Here is a 24,176-nt window from a genome sequence, read left to right as displayed (position 1 = left end):
TCGTAGATTTACCTTTTTTTATACCTAAGAGGACAATTATTAATGCGCTATTTTGCTAATGCTATTCTCGCCCTTTCTTTTTTCGCTTCTGCTGGGCACTGCGCTGAAACAACCGATACTTCCCCTATTGAGATTAAAGCCGTTGTGGTTGCCATGTTTGAAATTGGTGAAGACGAAGGTGACAAACCTGGTGAATTCCAACTTTGGAAAAAAGGCCAAAAGCTTTCAACCCGCTATGCCCTGCCCCATGCTCATCATGATATTTTTGTTAATGAAGAAACCGGGGTATTAGGTATTGTAACGGGAATGGGTATAGCCCGCGCCTCGGCTGCTATTATGGCACTTGGTCTAGATCCTAGATTCGACCTAACGCATGCTTACTGGCTTGTAGCCGGCATTGCAGGTATGGATCCTGCTGATGGCACCATTGGTTCTGCTGTCTGGACTGACTACGTAGTGGATGGCGACCTTGCCCACCAAATAGATGCACGTGAAATTCCAAGCGACTGGAAAACAGGCTACTTCCCGCTTTTCACCCACTCACCTTACGCTAACGCCGCATCGGTAAACCCAGAACAGGCCCCTAACGGTGAAGTGTATATTTTAAATGCGAGTTTAAGAGATTGGGCGTTCAACCTAACTAAAGGTACGTCATTACCGAACACGCCAGCTATGGATAAACTACGAGCCACCTATACGGGCTATCCTAAAGCACTTGAGAAACCAAGTATTATGACAGGCTCCCATTTATCGGCTTCGACCTTCTGGCACGGTGCATTACTTAATGACTGGGCAAACGATTGGGTGGGCTATTGGACACAAAACAAGGGTAACTTTGTGACTTCAGGCATGGAAGATTCAGCCACACTACAAGCCCTGACTTACCTAGACAATGCTAACTTGGTTGATAAAGACCGTGTTCTTATTCTTCGCACTGCCAGTAACTTTACTATGCAGCCAGCAGGGCTAACGGCAGCTAAGAACCTTGAATTAGAGAGTTCAGGAGAAGGCTACGCTGCACTTCAATCAGCGGTAGAAGCAGCATACGCTGTAGGTTCTGTGGTTATTGAAAAAATTACAGCAAATTGGGATACGGTGAAAACGGACATCCCAGTTAAGTAATAGTTAAAAAATGAATATTAGGTGGCAGCGGAGCCCGCTGTCACTTATGTATTTCATGTGACTTACTTAACAAGGCTTTCTTAAGTTCTAACGTGACTTTACGTTGGTCGACTGGTTTACATAAAAACGCCGACATTCCCGCCTCTCTGCACACTTCTCTGTCTTCTTCAGACGTATTAGCCGTTACTGCTACGATACTACCTTGGCTGTGCATCAACCCCTCTTCAAGTATGACTTGTGTGGCTGACACCCCGTCAAGCACGGGCATAGCACAATCCATGAAAATAAGGTCGTAGTCTTTTTCTCTGGCTTTCTGTATTGCAACTTCACCATCTTCAGCTTCATCGGCAATAAAGTTATACCTTTCCAACATTGAAGTAAGCACAATGCGGTTAATATCATTATCGTCCACCACCAGAATAGACAATGGGATAGAGAGTAAGCTAGATGATAAAGCATCGTCGTGGTCAAGCAGCCCCTGCTTAACATCCGTCAGGGTGACAGGAAGCACAATATCAAAGTTAGTACCTACATGCATTTCAGAGCGGAAATCTATCTCGCCATCCATTTTCTCAACTAACTGCTTTACGATAGACAGTCCTAACCCTGTTCCACTGCCTTTAATTGCCGATTGCGTTTGCCCTTGTATGAAAGGAGTGAACAACGAGGTTTTAGTTGCCTCATCCATACCCTCACCCGTGTCTTCTATCGAAATAAGCAAGTTAGGCTCAGTCAACGCTTCTCTAAGCGTTAATTGGATGGAAATGTGCCCTCGTGAAGTAAACTTAATGGCGTTGTGCAGTAACTTAGAAATAATCTGACCTATTCTATTGGCATCACCATTTATATAGGTATTCTTAGGCAACGACAGTGCCGCGTATAAACGAAGGCTTTTCTCTTTGCACAAGGGTTTAAATACGTCAATCAACTCTTCTGCCATTGCCCGCACGCAGAAGTCATTTTTCTTCAGTGTAAGCTCGCCACTGGAAATTTCGGTATAGTCTAAAACATCATCTATTAGCAGCAGTAAGCGGTCGGCGCTTTTTAGCGCCAAATCAGTTTTTCGCTCTCGAATATTCACTCGCTGCTCAAACTTTATGGCCTGTAACATTCCCGTAATACCATTAAGCGGCGTTCTTAGTTCGTGACTGATACGAGATAACAAATTACCTCGTTCGTTAAAGGCCGCTTCTACCTCTTTCTGTCTTGCTTCAAGCTCCAGGCGAAGCTTTACAGACTTATCAACATTTTGAAACGTACCGAATAACCGAACACATTGGCCTTCAAACATTTCAGCCATGCCGTGATTTTCGATCCATATAGGTTTTCCCTTTGCAGTTATGATCTGCAAGGTAGCGCTCCATGGTTCACCTGTTTCTATAGCGTGATTAACTAACCTTGTTATTTCATCACGATCTGCACCCTCTTTATAAAACTCGATAGCAGAGCCAAGCTCTGGGGCGTAGTTTTGAGGCACTTCATGGATAACGCGGGTTTGAGAAGACCAGAAAAGGGCATTTTCAACGATATCAACTTCCCACACACCGATATTTGCCACTGACTGTAGCTTTTCAAATAACTCGGCATGTTTAAGTGAATTGTCGTCTGCTCCACGTTCTTTTTGTAAAACGCTTTCCAGCCAGTTATCGAGCAACGATAACTTCCCTTTATCGTAGGAAAAATCGACATCTTCTATGCTGTTTGCCAGTATTAACACAACGTGGTAGTGACCAACACGGTGAATACGGCCAATAATAAAGTCTTTCGCCGATAAATTTTGCTTTGCCCATAGTTTAACCTCAGCGCAGCTTTCTAACTGACTGGAAGGAAGAGAGTCAATATCAACAGGAAAAGGGGGTAGTAGGTATTTATTAGGCGCTAGAGAGGCGGCGGCTTTAGCGATAACGTCTATATGCTCACCCGTAACGTGCAAGAGTAAGCCTTGCTGCATGGATAATATGTCACAACCAGATTTAAGTACTTTTTCAAAGTTAAGCACTGTTGATGAAACGGAAATAGGGTACTGTTCTTTACTATCGAATTGTTGAGACATAGCAAACCGCCATTAAAATCAAGAAGCCCTCTAAGGGAGAGAGGAGCTACTACAGTTTTTACACTGCTCCATTAAGGAGATAATAGTGGTTTTAGAAAAGAAAAAAAATTAAACAATAGGCTATTATTCTAAGGGAGAAGCCGATTAACCTATTGCGCGATTACGCCCAGCTTCTTTGGCTTCAAAAAGGAAAATATCAGCTGATTCGATAAGTGAAGATACGCCCGTGTCCTTTAATTCATTAGCGAGCCTAACAGCATAGCCAGCGCTAATACTTAGCTTACCATCCTTGCCCGCATAATGCGTGATATTCTCACTTCTTATTGCAGACACAATGTCTTCAGCAACTTTCTTAACCCCGTTCATGTCGGTATACGGCAATACCAGCATAAACTCTTCACCGCCAAATCGAATGGCTGCATCTTTGGGACGGCGCGCATGCTCCTCAATAATGGCTGCTACTTGTTGAAGGCAGATATCACCTTGAAGATGGCCATAGTTATCGTTGTAGAGCTTAAAGAAATCGATATCCATCATAATGACGCCGAGCGTGCTATGGTCACGAGCCACTTGTTTTACTAATAATGGAATTTCATTACTTAAGTACAGCCGGTTGTATAAGCCCGTTAATTGATCGTGAAACGTCAATCTTTCAAGCAGCTCTGTGCGTAGCTTGCCTTGCAAGTGGTTTTTTATGCGGTGAACCAGTGTAGAGGCGGTAACCGGCTTCAACACAAAGTCAGAGGCTCCCACTTCCCAACACATATTTTCAGTTTCGACATCAATCGTAGAGGTGACAAAGACAACAGGTATCTGGGCGGTATCAGCTTTGTCTTTTAAGGTACGACAAACAGTAAGGCCATCGACATCCGGCATATTCATATCTAATAGAATGAGATCAGGCTTGTGCATCACACATTGGTCAATAGCCTCTTCACCGTTTGACGCAGCAATACAGTTAACAAAAGACTCAAGTATAGAAGTAAGCAGCATTCTGCTAATAGGCTCATCATCGACCACGAGTACCTTGCATGCCGAGTATGGTTTTAGTTCTAACTGCATAAATTTAACAGGACTGTCTTAAAAGAATGAAGGGAAAAAAGCATTAAGTCATGTTACAGCATTACTTAAAAGATATTAAGCCAAAAAAGACAAACTGCCATCTTTTCAGGTTTTTATACTTTGCCTTTAGGTCATTATAGGCGCCTTATTCAAAAATCGTTCAGTAAATTCATCTTCTGATACCGGTTTACACATGTAGTAGCCTTGACCATATTCACAGCCTAACTGCCTAAGCGAGTGAAACTGCAATTCGGTTTCAAGCCCCTCTGCCACTAAGACCATGTTAAGGCAACTACCGAGACGAACAATAGCCGTCACTATATCAAGCGCTTGGGGTTCGGTATCCATGTCTTTTATAAAAGATCGATCAATCTTAAGTACGTTTAAAGGAAACTGACGTAAGTAAGACAAGCTTGAGTAGCCGGTGCCAAAGTCATCTAGTGCTAACGAGAGCCCTAACGAGGAAAGCGCTAGTAATACGTTTCGCGTTTGATCGAAATCAGCCATCAATGCAGACTCCGTTACCTCTAATTCTAATAGCCCCGGATCGACTCCGGTCGACACAATGACTTCCTCAACTTCTTTTGCAAAGTAAGGGTTCGCTATTTGCTGCGCTGACACGTTTACCGCAATTTTAAACAGTTCATTCGCTTCAACACATTTAGCAATAAACTCACAACTTTTGACCAAAACTTGCTTACCTAACCGATGTATCAACCCTGTTTCTTCAGACAAAGGAATGAATTCATCTGGTGGCGTTATGTTGCCATCTTCATCTATTAACCTAACTAGACTTTCCGCGCCAACGACTTTATTCAAATTCAAATCATATTTAGGTTGGAAAAATACCGTCAGGCTGTTGTTATCAAGCGCTGTGCGAAGCTTTATTTCGGTCTCAACCCGCTTGCGCATAGCAAGTTTCAGATCTTTTGAGAAGAAGCTGAATTTATCTTTACCTGTGGCTTTCGCGCGATACATGGCCGTGTCTGAGTGACGCATCATTTCTTCTGCACTAGCAGCATCTTGAGGAAACAAACTTATACCAATACTTAAACTAAGTTGGTGATGCTTCCCATCAATATGAATAGGCTCTCTTGCACTTTGTAAACAGCTCATTGCGACTTCATCTGCACTTAACCCACTATCTTCATGGGTTAATAAACACGCAAACTCATCACCGCCTACCCTTGCTAACGTTGCTGACGAACCGCATGCATGTTGAAGACGTTTCGATACAGATAGAATAATGGAGTCGCCGACTTTGTGGCCTAGCGCATCGTTCAAATATTTGAAATTATCAATGTCTATAAGTAACAAAGCGACACTATGCTGCGCTTTGTCGGTGCGATTAATAGACTGAACAATTTTGTCGTGCAATAACACCCGATTAGGTAAGCCAGTAAGTTGATCGTGATTAGCGACATGGGTCATTTGAACGGCCATCGCCACCGATTCAGACACATCTTGGAATACAACGACTGAGCCTTTAACTCTCCCTTGTGTGTCTAATATCGGTGAAGCGGTATCTTCTACCCTGCACTCTTTACCTTGCTTGCTGATTAGTTTTACGTTGAACGCTATAGAAACCGGCCGCTTAACCTTCATGGTATATAACGCAGGGTTAATCATTCCGGCATTAGTCGTGGCGTCTCGTAAATCCATAATTTCGTCAACCTTTCGCCCGCACGCCTGAAATTCATTAAAGCCAGTTAAGCGCTGAGCAACAGGGTTAATGAAAGTCACAACGCCTTCTGCGTCGGTGGCAATAACGCCATCAGCGATAGCATTAAGCGTAATGTTTAATTGTTCTTTTTCTTCAAGAATTCTTTCGTTGTAAATAGATAACTGTGATTTTTGACGTTGTATTAAAAGGTGATTTTTTACCCGCATCCTACAAATTTCGATATCGATAGGCTTAGCAATAAAGTCAATTGCACCCAATTCGAGTGCTTTTCGCTCGTTCTGACTGTCGGTAAAAGACGTTACAAAAAGTATCGGTATATCTCGCAAGCTCATATCAGCCTTAACCGCTCTACAGATGTCGAACCCTGAGCGCTTAGGCATACTAATATCAAGAATAATTAAATCAGGTTTATGAATTTCAATAAGATGAAGGGCTTCTAAGCTGTTGCTGATGCTAATTACGTTCGCTAAACTACTTACAGCAGATTCTATAATGACGATATTAACGGGTTCGTCATCAACAATAAGCACTTTTTGCGCTCGCATATCCATAGCTATCGTTTCTCCTTATTTACCTTTTTCTCTATCAAGTATCGGCCATGCTATGCTTTTCGTTATTAGCCTTTAGTCTACATTCAACTGCACTTATGTTGTCGGCATTGTTCTTGCTGATTGTTCTTGCTGATTGTAATTGCTGATGCATTTACAGTACCGATTATGTCCTAAAGCGCTACTGAGAAGTCGTTGTTATACGATAAGTGCCACAAGAGCGATAAAGAAATACTTAAGTCTGTCTTCATTAAAACAGCCGAAATCTCGCTAGAACTGGGTTCACATTTAAATTTTTTTGATATACAGTTTTCGTTCTACAGTAAATGTTCTCACTACACACTTGGTTTACAAGGCAAAAATAACTTATGAGTTTTGAAAGTACGTCGCTTTGGCAACGTGAAAAAGCACTGCAACGCTTAGCAGGAAACCACGCGCTTTTAAAACGTGTTGTTGAAATGTTCATTGATCAAATCGATGAAAAACACTTAACGCTTACTACAGCGGTTTCAAATAGAAATTTAGAAGACGTTCGCTTTACCAGCCATGCTATTAAAGGTGTATCGGGTGATGTGGGCGCCGAGGCATTGCGCCAGAAAGCCTCATCCATCGAAATATTGTCGGCATCAGGTGATTGGAATGAAATTGAAGTAAACGTTAGCGCGTTGGCGTCAGTAATCGACGCCACCAAATCAGAAATGGCTGCCGCCCACGCCTAGAAAGATGAGATGAGCGGCTTATCATTTTAGCGTGTTAACGAATGTATATGCGCAATGTGTTGTTGTTTAATGTCATCCGGTAAAAAGCTAGCCGCAAAACTATTAATAGCAAGTTGCTTCACGTGTGCTTCGGTTACAGGCAACGCATCACACAGGGCTATATAGTTATCATTCAAAAAACCACCAAAATAGGTAGGATCGTCCGAATTTACAGTAACCATTAAACCCTCATCGAGTAGCGATAATATATTGTGTTTGGCTAAGTCATCTACCACACACAATTTCAGATTACTTAATGGACACACGGTAAGAGGAATTTGATTGGCGTTTATGTAAGCCATTAACTTCTCGTCTTCCTGACACCTTACGCCATGATCAATTCGGTCAACGTTAAGCAAGTCTAATGCTTCCCAAATATATTCTGGCGGCCCCTCTTCACCTGCATGCGCGACTATTTTAAACCCAAGAGCTCGCGCTTCTCGAAACACCCGTTCGAATTTAGATGGTGGATGACCCAGTTCAGAACTGTCTAAACCCACCGCATCTATAACACTGTAATAAGGTTTGGCAGCTTCAAGTGTGGCGAACGCGTCGCTTTCTGGTAAATGCCTTAAGAAAGACATAATTAAGTAACTAGAAATACCGTACTGCTTTTGTGCATCTTTCATGGCCCGTAAAAAACCTGGCATGAACACATCAAATCCTATACCTCTTGCGGTATGGGTTTGCGGGTCGAACATGATTTCAGTGTGAACCACGTTATCTTCATGACAGCGGGTGAAATACGCCCACATTAACGCGTAAAAATCATCTTCATCAATGAGCACGCCCGCACCGGCATAGTATATGTCGAGGAAGCTTTGCAAATTAGTAAATTGATAGGCAGCAGCTATCTCTTCAATGCTTTTATATGGCAACGTGATACTATGTTTACTTGCCAGGTGCCACATAAGCTCAGGTGTTAGGCTGCCTTCTATATGCAAGTGCAGTTCAGCCTTCGGGAGTTTTTGAATTATTGTTGATAGCGACATGGCCCCTCACAGTTAGAAGCGCACCATTTTGATGCAATTTGATCTTAATTAGTGCGCAACTTCTTTTCTAGCGTTGATTTAGTCAGGCGTTTTTATAACGCTTCCAATGTGAAATACGCGGTTTTTAAAACCTTTATTAGTTAATTTCACTGGCGTAACACTGACTTTGCGTATTCTGGCTATGTTTACCGTAGCACAAAACGCACCAACAAACTGACTAAGTGGTCAAGTTTTTGCTTCATGCAACAACAAATAATGATAAATGACTCAACGCATAGAGAAATCTACATGTCTAATAACGTATTAGAGCGCCTTTTTAAGCTTCAGGCGCATGGAACCACAATAAAAACAGAAGTGGTAGCGGGGCTAACCACTTTTGCTGCCATGTCGTACATCTTAGTGGTAAACCCTGGGATCCTTGGTTTAAGTGGCATGCCTATCGAAGGGTTAATAACGGTAACCGCGCTAGCTGCCTGTTTGGGCACTTTATTGATGGCGTTTATGACTAACTACCCCATTGCGCTTGCGCCAGGTATGGGTTTAAACGCTTTTTTTGCTTTTACTATTTGTTTATCTCGAGAGATTCCCTGGGAAGCGGCCCTTGGCATAGTATTTTGGAACGGTATTCTCTTTTTAATTCTGTCCTTAACTGGGGTGAGGACTAAAGTTGCTGAGTCTATTCCCCCGGCCCTCAAAATTGGTGTGCAGTGCGGCATAGGGTTATTTATTGCCTTTATTGGCCTTAAAAATGCGGGGCTGGTTGTAGACAATCCGGCTACCTTTGTGGGTCTTGGTGATTTATCTGACCCTGCGGTAATGCTTGCGCTACTTGGTATTATTTTTACTATTGTGATGGTAGTGAAAAAGGTTACCGGAGGCATTCTTATATCTATTGTGTTGCTTACCGTAATTGGTGCCTTCGTGCCAACCGAGAATGGCATGTTAACCGCAACGCCTGAAGCCATTATCGGCTTACCAGAACCAATTTCGAATACCTTTATGGCAATGGACTTTTGGTACCCTATTGACCATATCGCTGAAACTTGGGATTTAATATTTGCACTAATGTTTGTGAATATGTTCGACACTATAGGTACGTTAATCGGTGTTTCTCGCCGTGCAAACTTGCTAGATAAAAACGGAAGATTGCCTAAAATTGGCCCTGCCATGACCGCCGATGCGTCTGCCAGTGTGGTAGGTGCATTTATTGGTACATCACCAGTAACCAGTTACGTAGAATCTGCTACTGGGGCGTCTGCAGGTGGTAGAACAGGATTAACCGCGGTAGTGGTTGCACTGTGTTTTATTTTTGCCTTGTTCCTTACCCCTTTAATGAAGGTTATTCCTTTGATGGCCACTACTCCAGCGCTTATCATGGTAGGCATTCTAATGATGGAAGCCATTCGCCAGATAGATTTCGACGATTTAGGTGCTCTTGCTACCGCAACCGTTGCGCTATTAGCTATGCCGCTCACGTTCAGTATTAGTGAAGGTATTGCACTAGGTTTTATTACCTACGTTGGCATTAAGGTGGGGACCGGTAAATTCAGAGAAGTCAGTGGGTTAACCTACGTGTTAGCGGGTGTGTTTATACTGCGCTATATATTTGACTTAAAATAGCAAGCGGTAGCCTATGCTTAACAAAAAAAACGGTGAAGATAATCTTCACCGTTTTTTTTATGCTTTGGGTAATCTATTCAGGCAACTTAGATTACATAGCTCATAGAAATTGAGCTTGCTAACCCTACTCTAAACCATCGTAGCTAAAGGTAACGGCTTTATCGCCCATAAAGACTATCTTTACATGCTTCGCTTCTTCGTTACCCCAAACGCAAGATACTGCGCCCATGGTTTTTGAGCAATTATCTGCCGCCCCAATTACCGATGAGACTTCATCTTTAGACATACCCATTTTTAATTTGTCGTAGTTCTCTTTATTTAGCTTTGAACAGCCCGTTAATACGAGCGCAGTTAATAAACATAAGGCAATTTTTACTTTCATTTTTATATCTCCACTTTATATAGCGTAGCTTGCTTCTTATAGCTTTACACTTTACTGGGATTTTTCAACTAAAGGATGTTCGGCTAGCCAATGTCGGGCAATGTCTTCACGGGTAGCAAGCCATACTTTGTCATGAGATTGCACATATTCAATAAAACGTTTTAACGCCGCCATTCTCGCTGGCCGCCCTAAAATACGGCAATGCATGCCTATCGACAGCATCTTAGGTGCTTCGCTGCCCTCGTCGTACAACACGTCGAACGCATCTTTAAGATATTGGAAGAACTGCTCGCCACTGTTAAAACCTTGTGGGGCAGCAAAACGCATATCATTGGTATCTAGCGTATAAGGCACCATTAAAAGAGGTTTGCTGTAATGGTTATCAAAATAAGGCAAATCGTCGGCATAAGAGTCGGCGCAGTAGAGAATGTCATCACGCTCAGCAATCAATTTGAGCGTATTAGGGCTGGTTCGCCCCGTGTACCAGCCAACCGGTTTCTTACCAGTAAGTTGCTCATGCAACATGATAGCGTCGTCTATTTCTTTTCGTTCAGTCTCTTCGTCCATATCTTGATAATGAACCCAACGCATAGCGTGACTGGCAATTTCCCATTTAGCATCTAACATGGCTTGCACGGCATCTGGGTGACGTTGCATGGCCATAGTGACACCAAAAACCGTTACCGGAATATTGTAGCTGGTGAGCAAACGATGAAGTCGCCAGAATCCCGCACGACTCCCGTATTCATAAATAGACTCCATACTAAGGTGCCTATCATTAAATGCTTGCGCACCAATAATTTCAGACAAAAAGGTTTCGGAGTGCGCATCACCATGTAGTACGCAGTTCTCACCACCTTCTTCATAATTTAAAACAAACTGGAGCGCAATTTTAGCGCCGTTCGGCCAATTGGCCTTAGGTACATCAGCCCCGTAACCAATAAGGTCGCGAGGGTAAGTATGGGAATTATTCGGCATCAATATTCTCAATATAACGACTTGGCACTGGCAGGTTGCACCCACCTAGCACCAATTGAATTAATTGGCGTGTGGCCGTTTCAAAATCAGCTTTAATCATTTTACGGCCACGAAGACGAGTAATTTGAGCGGAGAAGTCTGCATAATGCTGGGTGCTAGCCCAAATCGTGTAAAGTAAATATTCACCATCAAGCTGAGGGAGTTTACCTACTTCAATCCATTGGTCGATAAGTGCTAATCGTCCTTCCATCCATTTGGCATGTTCTTCGTCAAAATAACCGGTTAAGTTCTGCGCACCGTTAATAATTTCCATCGCGAAGATTTTAGAAGCTTGTGGATGGGTACGAGATACTTCCATTTTTTCTGTAATGTACGCCGCTAACACTTCAGCAGGATCGTCATCTACAGTGGCTCTGTCGAAATGGGAATTCCACAACGACAATGTTTCTTCTAGCACTGCCACATACAATTCTTGCTTCGTTTTAAAATAATAAAGCACATTGGTTTTAGGCAGGTTCGCTTCATCTGCAATTTTTTGAACCGCAGTGCCCTTAAATCCAAACTGGGCAAAACATTTTTCAGCGGCTTGCAGAATATTTCTTTTGTTTGTGGCACCTACGCCTGCGTCCGTGTCTCTTAATTTGGTCATCGTTATTTTTTTATCCTTCACTACACGTCTGGCATCCGTTTGTATTACGTTATCACGGTTTTAGCGTAAAATAGAAAACGTAATCACTATACCGTTACCCCTACTTAACTTTGTGTTCTCTATGTTCAACCTTGCACGATTCTTGCCTGTATTACACCAACAAGTATGCAGTTTTGCTTACCAAATTAGGGGCTATTCTCAGGGAAGCCTTTTTTTTAAAGCAATTATTTGACCAAATGGTCTACTTTTCTATCAAGAATACCGTTATATTAATGGATATATCAATGAAAATAGTGATGAGGTGCGGGTATGATTCGCTTTCTTATTAATCAACAACTCGTTGAATTGGACGATACCCGGGCTGACCTGACGTTACTTCAATTCTTACGCGAGCACAGAAAACTTACCGGTACTAAAGAGGGTTGTGCAGCAGGCGATTGCGGTGCATGTACCGTAGTGATTGCCGAGCCTAACCCACAGTTCGATGGGTTACATTACCGCACGGTAAACAGTTGTATTACCTTGATGTCGGCTGTACATGGCAAACAACTTATTGCGGTAGAGCATTTAACTCAAGACAACACCTTACACCCTGTACAACAAGCACTTATCGACTTTCATGGTTCGCAGTGTGGCTTTTGTACGCCAGGGTTTATCATGTCTATGTTTGCGTTGTATCATCAAGATGGCACGCCAAATCGCGATGATGTATTGCATGCATTGTCCGGTAACTTATGCCGCTGCACTGGCTATCGCCCTATTATTGATGCGGCATTATCTGTGTGTGGAAACACGCCTGATGACACATTCGCACGTAATGAGTCTTCTACGCTAAGCGCGTTGAAGGAACTAGCCGCTACCCCCGTACTTGGCTCCAGTAATTTACTTGTTCCAGACTCTCGCTCGGCCTTAGCCAATGCTATCGCTCAGCACCCAGATGCGCTTTTAGTAGCAGGTAGCACCGACTTAAGCTTGATGTTTACTCAACAACTGAAAGATGTGAACACGCTAATTAGTTTAAGTGGGGTCAAATCATTAAATGGATGCACTACAAACGAACATTCGATCACGTTTGGTGCAACCACGCCGTTAAGTGATTTGACGCAACCTTTGTTAGGGCACTTTCCTCAATTAGCAGAATTAATCACCCGCTTTGCTTCGTTGCCAATACGTAACCAAGCCACCTTGGGCGGTAACGTGGCAAACGCTTCGCCTATTGGCGATATGCCGCCTGTATTGCTAGCCTTAAAGGCCGTGCTGCATATTGATAATGGTACACAAACTCGCGCTATACCTGTAAGTGAGTTTTTTACTGGCTATCGCCAAACGGCGCTAGGAAAAGGCGAATGGCTATCTGACATTGAAATACCCTACCTGACGGCCAATGAGTTAGTGGCCGCGTACAAAATTTCAAAACGCATGGAAGATGATATTTCTGCCGTGTGTGCTGTGTTCAACGTAACCTTGAATGACGGTAAAGTTGAACACGTTAGCACTGGGTTTGGTGGTGTTGCCGCAACGCCAGTTAGTTGCGAAGCATTAAATAGCGCATTAAAAGGCAAACAATGGGCAAGTATCGAATGCTTGAGTATTGGTAAACAAATTTTAAGCGAAGCATTTTCCCCAATAGATGATGTGAGAGCGAGTGCAGAATACCGTAAAACTGTACTGGCTAATTTATGGCATCGATTCTGGCTAGAGCATCAAAACACTAGCCAATCAGCCAGTGGTACAAGCAGCCATGTAAAAAACAAGATTGAAACTCGGGTGGTGCAACATGCGTAAGCTTATCGATAGCGCGAAAGATTCAGCCTCAACACAGGTTGTTCATACGTCGGTAAAGCATGAAAGTGCTGCCAGACAGGTTCAAGGAAGCGCGAAATATATTGACGATTTGGTAGAGCCGCAAGGCACGCTTTACGCCGCTGTAGGGACCAGCAGGTGCGCGGCGGGCATTATTGAATCAATAGATTTATCTGCCGTAAGTGCAAGTGAAGGTGTGGTCGATGTTATTACCATCGACGATGTTCCTGGCCATAAAGATATTGGGCCGGTTTTTGAAGGCGACCCCCTTCTCGCTAATGGCGAAGTAAAATTTTACGGCCAGCCTTATTTTGCAGTGCTTGCAACTTCGGTACATTTAGCCCGTAAAGCGGCACTAAAAGGCACTATTAAGGTTATTCCTACCGCCGCGGTATTTACCACCGAAGAAGCGCATAAACATGAACGCTTTGTGCGCCCTACTCACAGGTTTGGCCAAGGTGATGCTGATACTCAACTTGCCACTGCACCTTTAAGCTGTAAAGGCCACCTTTCTATTGGCGGCCAAGAGCATATGTACCTTGAAGGGCAAGTGTCGCTTGCCATTCCCGATGAAGACGGGCGAATGAAGGTATATACCTCAAGCCAACATCCTAGTGAAGTGCAAAAGCTAGTGGCTGAAGTACTCGATATTAAGCTGCATCATGTGATGGTAGATATGCGCCGCATGGGTGGCGGTTTTGGCGGTAAAGAAACCCAAGCCGCTCAGTGGGCGTGTTTAGCGTCTTTGTTAGCTTCTCGCAACCAGTGTGCAGTGAAGTGTCGTTTACCTCGCAGCACTGATATGCACGTGACAGGCAAGCGCCATCCTTTCGATAATAGCTTTGAGGTTGGCTTTAACGAAAACGGTAAAATTGTTGCCACAAAAGTAGATATAAACGGTAATTGTGGGCATTCACCTGACTTGTCTGACGCTATTGTCGACAGAGCCATGTTTCATGCCGATAACGGTTACTTTTTAGGTGCAAGCAACATTGTAGGTCACCGCTTGCAAACTAACATGGTATCGCACACGGCGTACCGTGGTTTTGGCGGGCCGCAAGGTATGATCATGGCTGAAGCCATGATGGATGCCATGGCACGCAAGCTAGCAGTAGACCCGCTTACCGTACGTAAACAAAATTTGTACGGGCCAGAAACTGGTACCACTACTCCTTATGGCATGGAAGTAGAGCACAACCTACTGACAGAAATGATCGCAAAGCTTGAAAAAGACGCCGATTATTGGGCACGTAGAGACGCGATTACCGACTTTAACCGCAATAGCCCTGTCATTAAGAAAGGCCTAGCTCTGACTCCGGTTAAGTTTGGTATTTCCTTTACCGCAAAGCATTTGAACCAAGCAGGCGCACTGGTACATATTTATACTGACGGTAGCATTCAAGTGAATCATGGCGGCACAGAAATGGGCCAAGGCTTGCACACCAAAATAGCCCAAATTGCGGCGAATGAATTTGGTGTGTCTATGGACATGATAGAAGTAACTGCCACCCGCACCGATAAAGTACCCAACACATCTCCAACGGCGGCGTCGAGCGGTACAGACCTAAACGGTAAAGCGGTGCAAAATGCATGTATTACGTTGAAGGAACGCTTAGCACTGTGCTTTGCTACCGAGCTAGGCATGCCAGAGCAAGCTGAAAAGGTACAGTTTACTGCCGGTAACTTAGTATTAGGTGAACACCAAAAAGCGTTTAGCGATTTAGTTCAGGTGGCGTATTTTGACCGCGTGTCATTATCGGCCAATGGCTACTATAAAACCCCTAAAATACACTACAATCGCGAAACTGGCGATGGCCGCCCGTTTTTCTATTTCTCTTATGGTGTGTCGGTAAGTGAAGTATCTGTTGATACCTTAAGTGGTGAGTACTGCGTTGATAAAGTAGACGTACTTCATGATGTGGGTAATAGCTTGAACCCTGCTATTGATATTGGCCAAATAGAAGGTGCCTTTATTCAAGGCATGGGCTGGCTTACTACCGAAGAACTGGTGTGGAATAATGATGGTCGCTTAACCAGTGAAAACATGGCCACCTACAAAATTCCTGCTATTGGCGATACCCCTAAACATTTTGATGTAAAACTGTTTGGCAGAGAAAATGCTGAGGACAGTATTTACCATTCAAAAGCGGTAGGTGAACCGCCATTTATGCTAGCAATTTCAGTATGGTGTGCTTTGAAAGATGCCATTTCAAGTATTTCTGGTTACACCCAAGACCCGCAACTAGATACACCAGCCACGCCAGAGCGTGTACTGAATGCTGTAATGCAGTTGCAACAGGCACAGCAATGAAAGCGAGTACCTGGTATGAAGCGGTAGCGCAGTGTCAACAAGACGGTGCGCCCTACGTTATTGTGACGGTGATTAGTATTGCTGGCTCTACTCCCCGTGAAGCCGGTAGCAAAATGGTAGTTACCGATGCACAAAGCATAGATACCATTGGCGGCGGGCATTTAGAGTTCGATGCAATCAACACAGCCCGTGAGATGCTAAGTGGCGGTACTCGTGGTAAAAATAATACTAGCACCGAAATACGCTCATACCCTCTTAGCAGTAAGCTAGGCCAATGCTGTGGCGGCGCTGTTAAAGTATTGTTTGAAGTGTGCAATCGCCATGCGCAGCACATCGCTATTTTTGGCGCAGGGCATGTAGCAAAAGCTTTAGTACCTATTTTGGCCCAGCTTCCACTTCGTATTTCCTGGATTGATAGCCGTGAAGATTTGTTCAGCCACCCGCTACCAGCAAACGTAAAAATGGTGGTAGAAGAAGCGCCAGAGACTGAAGTGCGTGGGCTGGAAGAAAACACCTGGTTAGTAATATTAACTCACGATCATCAGCTCGATTACCGCATTACCGAGCAAGCATTAAAATACCCTGCGTTGCCCTTTGTTGGCCTTATTGGTTCACAAACCAAAGCCAAGCGTTTTATCACTAAATTGGAACATCGCGGTTTTGATGAAAATGACTTAGCTCGATTAGCAACCCCTATTGGCGATACTTCAATACCCGGCAAGCGTCCTATTGAAGTGGCGGTATCAATTGCTTCACAAATTATTCAGCGTTTACACGCCGGTGAAGACAATGTTGAAGGTGCTACGGTGACTAACGCCGATAGATTTAACACTAAGGAACATAATGTATGACCTTAAACGAACTTAATACCCTATCGGCCAGCGATGCTAGCGATTGGTTTCAACAAACCTGCGCAGCACAGTCGTGGATATATAGCATGGTTAACGGCCGCCCTTTTGACACCGCTAACGATGTAAAAGAATATGCGAAAACCGCTTGGTCAAAATGCGGCAAAGACGATTTTTTAGAGGCTTTCACCGCCCATCCAATGATTGGCGATGTTGATTCGTTGCGTAAAAAGTTTGCCAACACGAAAACCATAGCCAGCGGCGAACAATCAGGCACAGCCAGTGCATCAGAAGCGACGCTGCTTACATTAAAAGAAGCGAATCAAGCGTATCTTGATAAGCATGGTTTTATTTTCATCATTTGTGCCACTGGGCTTTCGGCCGACGCGATGCTTAACGCCTTGCAAACGCGATTACCGAACAGCACCGATGAAGAAATTCGCACCGCCGCCCAAGAACAAATTAAAATTACCCTGTTGCGCATAGACAAAGCGTTAACTGCCAAGGACGAAAATTAATGAATACCTTATCAAGTCATGTATTAGATACTACATCGGGCAAACCCGTTGAAGGCATTGCGCTTACCCTTACCTTGCCTAATGGCGACGTACTTACTGGTAAAACCGATAACGATGGACGTTTCAATCAATGGGGTCAGAAGTTTGAAGCAGGTGTGTATACACTGCGTTTTCATAGCCATGACTACTTAATTGCTACACATGGCAAGAGTTTTTACCCTCATATTGATATTGCGTTTGAACTTGAAAGCGACGGCGGCCATTACCATGTGCCTTTGCTTATCTCTCCTTTTGGTTTTAGCAGTTACAGAGGCAGCTAATTATAATGCAGCTTTTTCGTGCGAATATTGCACACTTTCCAACGCCTAATACTGCGTCATCCACGTTTGCCGAAGATATTGTCGTTATTCACGATGGCGGCTTGGTAATAGATGGTAAAAAAATTATCGCCACTGGCTCGTTTTCTAGCATGCGTGAGCAGTACCCCAATGCATTGTTACATGATCATAAAGACAGCTGGATTTTACCTGGGTTAATCGACAGCCACTTGCACTACCCGCAAACTGAAAGTATTGCTAGCTATGGCGAGCAATTATTAAGTTGGCTTGAAAACTATACATTTCCTACCGAAAAACAGTTTGCTAACGTGGAACATGCCCAAAAGATTGCCAAGGTGTTTTTGCAACAGTTGTTGAAAAACGGCACGACCACTGGCTTCGTTTTTTCATCGGTACACCAAGGATGTTGTAACGCCTTATTCAGTGCCGCCAGCGAAATAGACATGGCTATTGTGGCAGGTAAAGTGTGTATGGACAGAAACTGCCCTGCAGACTTACAAGATTGCCCAGAAACCGCCCAAAAAGACAGTGCTGTATTAATAGAAAAATGGCACAACACAGGCCGAAATCGCTATGCAATAACCCCAAGGTTTGCGCCGACTAGCTCAGAGGCGCAATTGGCCGCTTTAGGTGAACTGGCAACCCAATACAAAGATGTCTTTGTGCAAACCCATTTGTCTGAAAATGTAGATGAAATTGCATGGGTGAAATCTTTATTCCCGAAAGCATCTGGCTATTTAGATGTTTACGATAAGTACAATTTAGTGCGCCCACGCGCGGTGTTCGGTCATGGTATTCACCTTTCTAGCGAAGAATGGCAGCGCTTAGGTGAAGCAGACGCTACATTGGCGTTTTGCCCCACATCAAACCTATTCTTGGGGAGCGGATTGTTTGATTTGCAAACCGCACGAGCCAATAATGTGCATGTTGCATTAGCTACCGATGTAGGCGCAGGTACGAGCTTTAGTATGTTAAAAACCTACGGCGATGCCTATAAGGTTAGCCAATTGCGCCACGCGCCTATCGATCCTATTGAAGGGTTTTACTTAATGACCCAAGGCGCTGCGGTAGCACATAAACTCGATGACGAAATTGGAAACTTAAACCCTAATACGGTTGCCGATTTTATTATTGTAACGCCCCGTTACGATGAACTCATGGAATTACGAATTAAGCCCAATGCAGAATTTGACGATGTCTTTTTTGCACTCAGTATTTTGGGTGATGATCGCGCTATTGCAGAAACCTGGATAAGCGGTCAATGTTGTTATAATAAGAAGGAAACACACTATGCCATGGCTTGATTGGATAAGCTTATTTGTACGCTGGTTTCACGTAATTGCCGGTGTGGCGTGGATTGGTGCGTCGTTCTATTTTGTCTGGTTAGACAATAATTTGCGCACCCCACCTAAGTGGAAAGAAGATAAAGGCATAAAAGGCGACTTATGGGCGATACATGGCGGCGGCTTTTATGAAGTAGCCAAATATGCTTATGGCCCAGAAAAAATGCCTGAAACCCTACACTGGTTTAAATGGGAAGCTTACACCACTTGGCTATCAGGCTTTGCGCTACTCATTATTGTGTATTACTTTGGTGCTTCGGCATACTTGATTGACCCTCAAGTTAATAATATGTCGCCTACTACTGCTATTTCGTTAGGTTTAGGGCTTATTTTTGGCGGCATAGCCATTTACGAATTTGCCTGTAGAAGCCCGCTAGCTAAATATCCTATTGTTTTTGCGTTATGTTTGGTTACGCTTATTTGTGTAGTCACTTACCTTTCAACACAATGGTTTAGCGGCCGCGGCGCTTACATTCATGTTGGGGCATTAATTGGCACCATTATGGTGGGTAATGTGTTTTTCAACATTATGCCCAACCAACGTAAAATGGTTGCTGCAGTACAAGCGAAAGAAAGTATCGACCCTCAATGGGGCGCGGGCGCTAAATTGCGTTCCATGCACAATAACTACTTCACCTTGCCGTTATTGTTCATCATGATTTCAAACCATTACCCTATGACTTATCAACACGAGCAAAATTGGTTAGTGCTTATTGCGCTAATGGCGGCTGCCGCATGGATTCGTCACTTCTTCAACCTACGTCATGTTGGCAAAACTAAACCATCGATATTAGTCACAGGTGCTGTTGCTATGCTTGCCATTGCGTTATGGGTTTCGTGGCCGAAAACGCCAGCGAATGTTGAGGTAGCGGGTACTGAAAATGAAAGTGTAGCCGTGGTAACTGATGAACGCGTGGCCGAGCTTGTGAATACCCATTGTGTAGGCTGTCATTCACGCACCCCTACCGATGAAATTTTTAAAGTTGCGCCATTAGGTGTGGTGTTAGATAGCTGGGAAGGTATCACGCGGTATGCGCCTCAGTTAGTAAGACGCACTACCGTGACCAAAGACATGCCATTTTTAAATAAAACCGGCATGACAGAGGAAGAGCGGGCTGAAATAGCGGCGTGGTTTGCTACTTCGCATGCCAAAAGAGAAAATTAAAATCTGATGGGGCAATGTAGCATTGCCATTCATGTTATCGTATACCTTCACTGCTTCTAAGTTAAGAGGTTTAGCGTAATTGGATTAGTTTAGAATAAGCCAATGTTTCAACCTATCTTTAAACGTCAGCATGCCTTTTGTGCTGGCGTTTTTGTTTATACATGGCTTCATCAGCGGCATCTACCCAGTTTTGTGCCGTCACAATATTTGCATCCCACGTGTGCCAGCCCAAGCTAAATGACAGAGAGGTTCCGGTGGTAGTGATACCATCACTTCCACTATTCACGCGACTGTCTTGGTTAGCGTCGGAATCTGCTAATTCACTGTCAAACTCACGGCCAAATTCAATATCGAATGAGGTTTCTGCTAAGCGTTCGAAAAACACCTCGGCATCGGCGTCATCTGAACCAAATAAAAGCACAACAAATTCATCGCCGCCTAAGCGAGCAAAACGGTCGGTTTCTCGCAGGGTATTTTTCATAATGTCTGAAAAACCCACCAATGCTCTATCTCCGGCTTTATGGCCAAAGGTGTCATTGATACTTTTGAAGTCGTTTAGGTCGATAAATACAAGCGTTGACGGTTTCTGACCGCGGTTCATTCGTTGTATTTCTCTATCTAGTTGAATGAACATTTCTCGTCTATTTGAAATGCCGGTGAGTGAATCTGTCTTGGAAAGATACTCAAGTTTAGAAATAGCCTCTAACAATGTTTGCTGTTGCTCTTTTTCATGAGAAACATCGTCCGCAGTGCCTACCACCAGTATCTGTTGCCCGTTCTCGTCAAATAGTGGCATGCCCCTATCGTGAATATACTTTATCTCTGCGCTACTATTTTTGATGCGATATTGTAAGTCCCAACTTTCTAACGGTTTCGCTTCATATACCTTTTCTACAAGCAAACGATCGTCTTCATGCACATAAGACAAAAACGCATCGGGCTTAGCATGCAATTCATATTCATCACGCCCGTAAATATTACGATAACCTTCGTTAATGTAATGAAGGCGGGTTAGTTCTGGGTTCGCAACCCAAACAAAAGAATGCGCAGAAAACGCGGCCACTATTTTACTGAAAAGCGCCTCTGCTTTATATAGCTCTGATTCAATGCGTTTCTTATCATCGATATCTTCGACGACCGAGATAAAATAATCAGGCTCTCCGCTTTCATCACGAACCAAAGAAACCGTTAATTTTGCCCAAACGTGATGACCTTTAGCATGAATGTATTTTTTTTCTATGCTGTAAGTGTCTATTTCGCCGCGAAGCACTTGGTGAAGAAGGTATAAATCCTCTTGAACGTGTGAAGCTTCTGTAATGCTTTGAAACGACATTTTAACAAGTGTCGCGCTATCATATCCTAAAAAACCACTTAGCTTACTGTTCACACGGATAAGGTCACCATGCGGGCTAACATGCGCTAATCCTACGCCACATTGTTCAAATGTTTTTTCAAAAATATCCTTTTCTCTCATTAGCCCCGCACTATCCATTCACTACCCGCTACGCTACAAATCCAATGTAAACTTCAAGTGTAGTCAACATTTTCAGATTGCGTTGGATTATGATGCATTACACTTTATTAACGTAATAATTGAAGCTTTTTTGACAAAGGTAAGGTTGGCAACCTTGATACAGAGAATTAGATGCTATGACTGATGAGTAGAGATAACCCTGCTATTTGTAGCGTTCACAAAGCAAACTAGGTATGTAATTTTACAACCATGATGCAAACAATATATGTTCAATTTATAACAATTGAGTAAGTATTACTTTCTAAGCATAAGCCATTAATTTTTCGGCTAATGCTACAGTGCTAGGTGCAATAAATATCTACTGGTTTACAAGTGATAATTATCAATAAGAAATTGCAGAATAAAGGGTTATTTAACGGGCGTTGGCGTAACGCTTGGGCGATCTTACTTTTCTTATGCTTGACTCAAATGTCTGTGACTCAAACTAGTTGTGCATCCGAAAGCGCTTCAAACCCATTTTTAGGCGTTCCCGACTTTGAAAGTACACGCAGCGTTATTAATGACATTAGGCAAAACAAACTTGATTACCTGCGTAACAAAGAAAAATTAGAAAGTGCCTTTAAAGTAAGTCAGGAACAAGGCTGGGAGGAGCTTCACCTAGAAGCAGCAGCGCTCTATTCTGAACTCCTCTTTAGACAAGAAAAATATGCTGATTTAACGGCTCATTTATCACACTATTTAAATCACAAAGAATTAATAAATCGAAAAGATATTTATCTACTGTTCTTAGAGACAAAACTAAAAGCTCTTACCAGATTAGATGATTCCACCCCAGCAAAAAATCTTTCTAAAAAGCTAGAAGCGCAAATTTCGCAACACTCAGTAAATGAAAAAATTATTATTTTTCGCGCGTTAGCTTATTACTATACGGCTGATGATGCGTTGAGAAAAACGCTGAGTGCCGCGTTAGAAGGTCTTGAATTAGCAATAAAAAGCGATGACATTCCTTCGCAAGGCTATTTTTACAGAAAGATAGCCGATGCCTATGGGTACTTAGAGGAAGATGAGGACAAAGCGGTAAGTTACGCGAAAAAGGCCGTAGAGACATTCGAGAAAACAAATGATGGGCTTTTTACGGCAAAAGCGTATTGGAGCTTGGGTAATATACTTCTTGAGACTGGCGACCCACAAAGCGCATTAGTCTATCTAAACAAAGCATTAGCCTATTTTAAAAAAGTTAATATGAACAAGGGGCTCGCTTTTGCCCAATACTCAATTGCAAATATTCAATATCTTCAGGCCCATTACGATAGCGCGCAGATATTAGCTAAAGAAAATATCGAGCTTGCTATGTCAGCGGGCATTAATGATATGCAACTTGCTTCGATGATTTTGCTAAGCAATGTATATATAAAACAAGATGCATTAGAGAAAGCTAATAAAATTAATGATGACGTTTTTCTCATCATAGATAAATTTAGCCGTAGTATTTATAAAGCGGAATTTTTTGGTGAAAGATACGAATTAAAGCGAAAACTTAATCGTACTGATGAAGCATTTGATGCCATAGAAAAAAAGTTTTTTTATACTAAAAAACACTTCGAGGCCACGAGCGAAAGTAACATTAAAGCCTTACAAGTAAAGTTTGAAGTAAAAGAAAAAGAAGACACAATCCGTAAGTTAGAATACGAAAAAGATATTAGTAACCATCAAGCTAAAGAGGAATATCAGCAAAAAATCATATGGCGCTTAAGTGCTACCATCGCTTTTATTTTAGTTCTTGTCGCCTCGCTTTTAGTTTACAGACAATCACGCCAACGAAAAAAATATCATCGTATGGCATCCACTGATCACCTAGCAAACTGTCTTAATCGTCGGGGAATATTGGCTACTGCCAACTCTAAACTTGCCCAACAAAACATAACCATCGCCATCGTTGATTTAGATTACTTTAAAAGAATTAACGACGAGTATGGACACGATGTGGGTGATTTAGTGCTGATTGCTTTTGCCAATGCTGCAAAAGAGACACTGTCTAAACATGATGATTTTGGCCGTTACGGCGGCGAGGAATGGTTATTCATTTTACATTCGTCGGACGAAAAAGTGGTTCGACTGATGTTTGAAAAGCTAGCTGCAACTTATCAAAAGTACTGCAACAACATTGATGCCCTTGAGGAAGATTTAAGCATGACGTTTAGCGTTGGGGTATCGCTTGGGAATAAATCTAACAAATCATTAGATACATTAATTAAGCATGCCGATAATGCGCTATATCAGGCAAAAGAAAACGGTAGAAATCAGGTGATAATAAATTGAATCTAAGAAATGGTGCGACTACCCTGATTCGAACAGGGGACCTCTACCATGTCAAGACATGAATCAGATGGTACAAACACCGTTCTATCACATAATTTGTACAACATAATTTGTACAACATAATTTGTACTAGTGTGATTACCAAGGGATTGTGTCGGTCTAATTACCGAGCGATTTTGTCGTAAATAGCATATCAGCCAGTTGCTAAA

Annotated in this window: 19 protein-coding genes; 11 read left to right on the top strand and 8 right to left on the bottom strand. The window is 43.0% G+C overall.

The window, feature by feature from the left end; all coding sequences use genetic code 11:
• Positions 1-42: 42 nt before the first annotated feature.
• On the top strand, positions 43-1,122 hold the full coding sequence (locus J5X92_RS05370; protein ID WP_208804926.1) for a purine nucleoside permease: 1,080 nt from the start codon (positions 43-45) through the stop codon (positions 1,120-1,122).
• Positions 1,123-1,162: 40 nt separating this feature from the next.
• Here the strand turns inward: J5X92_RS05370 and J5X92_RS05365 are convergent, their stop codons facing one another.
• From J5X92_RS05365 to J5X92_RS05355, 3 genes are all read right to left on the bottom strand, one after another.
• A complete protein-coding gene (locus J5X92_RS05365) occupies positions 1,163-3,175 on the bottom strand; it encodes an ATP-binding protein (RefSeq protein ID WP_208804924.1) in 2,013 nt (670 codons plus the stop codon).
• Positions 3,176-3,319: 144 nt separating this feature from the next.
• Entirely contained in the window at positions 3,320-4,237 is a 918-nt protein-coding gene (locus tag J5X92_RS05360) for a diguanylate cyclase (RefSeq protein WP_208804922.1), read from the bottom strand.
• A 126-nt stretch (positions 4,238-4,363) separates the two neighbouring features.
• Complete coding sequence (locus J5X92_RS05355; RefSeq protein ID WP_208804920.1) at positions 4,364-6,472, bottom strand: EAL domain-containing protein; 2,109 nt, start codon at positions 6,470-6,472, stop codon at positions 4,364-4,366.
• Positions 6,473-6,837: 365 nt separating this feature from the next.
• On the opposite strand from J5X92_RS05355, the gene J5X92_RS05350 reads away from it, so the two are divergent.
• Positions 6,838-7,188 (top strand): Hpt domain-containing protein, encoded by a 351-nt coding sequence (locus tag J5X92_RS05350; RefSeq protein WP_208804918.1) that lies wholly within the window; start codon positions 6,838-6,840, stop codon positions 7,186-7,188.
• Between the two features lie 26 nt (positions 7,189-7,214).
• Here J5X92_RS05350 and J5X92_RS05345 read toward each other — a convergent pair whose 3' ends face one another.
• Positions 7,215-8,219 carry an adenosine deaminase gene (locus tag J5X92_RS05345; RefSeq protein WP_013784616.1) on the bottom strand — a complete coding sequence of 335 codons (1,005 nt, stop codon included), beginning with the start codon at positions 8,217-8,219 and terminating at the stop codon, positions 7,215-7,217.
• A 288-nt stretch (positions 8,220-8,507) separates the two neighbouring features.
• Between J5X92_RS05345 and J5X92_RS05340 the strand changes: the two genes are divergently transcribed.
• Positions 8,508-9,839: an NCS2 family permease gene (locus J5X92_RS05340; RefSeq protein WP_126873655.1), complete on the top strand. Its 1,332-nt coding sequence runs from the start codon at positions 8,508-8,510 to the stop codon at positions 9,837-9,839.
• Positions 9,840-9,963: 124 nt separating this feature from the next.
• Here J5X92_RS05340 and J5X92_RS05335 read toward each other — a convergent pair whose 3' ends face one another.
• Genes J5X92_RS05335 through J5X92_RS05325 form a run of 3 tightly spaced genes read right to left on the bottom strand, consistent with a single transcriptional unit; the run spans position 9,964 to position 11,848 of the window.
• On the bottom strand, positions 9,964-10,221 hold the full coding sequence (locus J5X92_RS05335) for a DUF3862 domain-containing protein (RefSeq protein ID WP_126873654.1): 258 nt from the start codon (positions 10,219-10,221) through the stop codon (positions 9,964-9,966).
• Between the two features lie 51 nt (positions 10,222-10,272).
• A complete protein-coding gene (gene puuE, locus J5X92_RS05330) occupies positions 10,273-11,199 on the bottom strand; it encodes an allantoinase PuuE (protein WP_126873652.1) in 927 nt (308 codons plus the stop codon).
• Positions 11,189-11,848, bottom strand: a complete 660-nt coding sequence (locus J5X92_RS05325) for a TetR family transcriptional regulator C-terminal domain-containing protein (protein ID WP_126873650.1) — start codon at positions 11,846-11,848, stop codon at positions 11,189-11,191. Before J5X92_RS05325 ends, puuE begins: the two co-directional genes overlap by 11 nt.
• 309 nt (positions 11,849-12,157) lie before the next feature.
• Between J5X92_RS05325 and xdhA the strand changes: the two genes are divergently transcribed.
• The 7 genes from xdhA to J5X92_RS05290 are packed head-to-tail and all read left to right on the top strand — an operon-like array spanning position 12,158 to position 20,174.
• Positions 12,158-13,633: a xanthine dehydrogenase small subunit gene (gene xdhA, locus J5X92_RS05320; protein ID WP_126873648.1), complete on the top strand. Its 1,476-nt coding sequence runs from the start codon at positions 12,158-12,160 to the stop codon at positions 13,631-13,633.
• Positions 13,626-15,962 carry a xanthine dehydrogenase molybdopterin binding subunit gene (gene xdhB, locus J5X92_RS05315; RefSeq protein ID WP_126873646.1) on the top strand — a complete coding sequence of 779 codons (2,337 nt, stop codon included), beginning with the start codon at positions 13,626-13,628 and terminating at the stop codon, positions 15,960-15,962. Before xdhA ends, xdhB begins: the two co-directional genes overlap by 8 nt.
• A complete protein-coding gene (xdhC, locus tag J5X92_RS05310; protein WP_126873644.1) occupies positions 15,959-16,813 on the top strand; it encodes a xanthine dehydrogenase accessory protein XdhC in 855 nt (284 codons plus the stop codon). The genes xdhB and xdhC overlap by 4 nt, the downstream gene beginning before the upstream one ends.
• Complete coding sequence (gene uraD / locus J5X92_RS05305) at positions 16,810-17,328, top strand: 2-oxo-4-hydroxy-4-carboxy-5-ureidoimidazoline decarboxylase (protein ID WP_126873643.1); 519 nt, start codon at positions 16,810-16,812, stop codon at positions 17,326-17,328. Before xdhC ends, uraD begins: the two co-directional genes overlap by 4 nt.
• The gene (uraH, locus tag J5X92_RS05300; RefSeq protein ID WP_126873641.1) at positions 17,328-17,648 is read left to right on the top strand and encodes a hydroxyisourate hydrolase; all 321 of its coding nucleotides are present in this window, start codon (positions 17,328-17,330) and stop codon (positions 17,646-17,648) included. The genes uraD and uraH overlap by 1 nt, the downstream gene beginning before the upstream one ends.
• 5 nt (positions 17,649-17,653) lie before the next feature.
• Positions 17,654-18,970 carry a guanine deaminase gene (gene guaD, locus J5X92_RS05295; RefSeq protein WP_126873639.1) on the top strand — a complete coding sequence of 439 codons (1,317 nt, stop codon included), beginning with the start codon at positions 17,654-17,656 and terminating at the stop codon, positions 18,968-18,970.
• Positions 18,957-20,174 carry a urate hydroxylase PuuD gene (locus J5X92_RS05290; RefSeq protein WP_208804916.1) on the top strand — a complete coding sequence of 406 codons (1,218 nt, stop codon included), beginning with the start codon at positions 18,957-18,959 and terminating at the stop codon, positions 20,172-20,174. Before guaD ends, J5X92_RS05290 begins: the two co-directional genes overlap by 14 nt.
• A 118-nt stretch (positions 20,175-20,292) precedes the next feature.
• Here the strand turns inward: J5X92_RS05290 and J5X92_RS05285 are convergent, their stop codons facing one another.
• Entirely contained in the window at positions 20,293-21,648 is a 1,356-nt protein-coding gene (locus J5X92_RS05285; protein WP_244360298.1) for a diguanylate cyclase, read from the bottom strand.
• 372 nt (positions 21,649-22,020) lie between these two features.
• On the opposite strand from J5X92_RS05285, the gene J5X92_RS05280 reads away from it, so the two are divergent.
• On the top strand, positions 22,021-23,967 hold the full coding sequence (locus J5X92_RS05280) for a tetratricopeptide repeat-containing diguanylate cyclase (RefSeq protein WP_208804913.1): 1,947 nt from the start codon (positions 22,021-22,023) through the stop codon (positions 23,965-23,967).
• Positions 23,968-24,176 lie beyond the last annotated feature (209 nt).

It is taken from the genome of Alteromonas sp. K632G, from assembly GCF_017653625.1.
In the GTDB taxonomy this organism is placed as follows: Bacteria; Pseudomonadota; Gammaproteobacteria; order Enterobacterales; family Alteromonadaceae; genus Alteromonas; species Alteromonas naphthalenivorans.
This window is presented reverse-complemented; position numbering and strand designations above follow the sequence as displayed.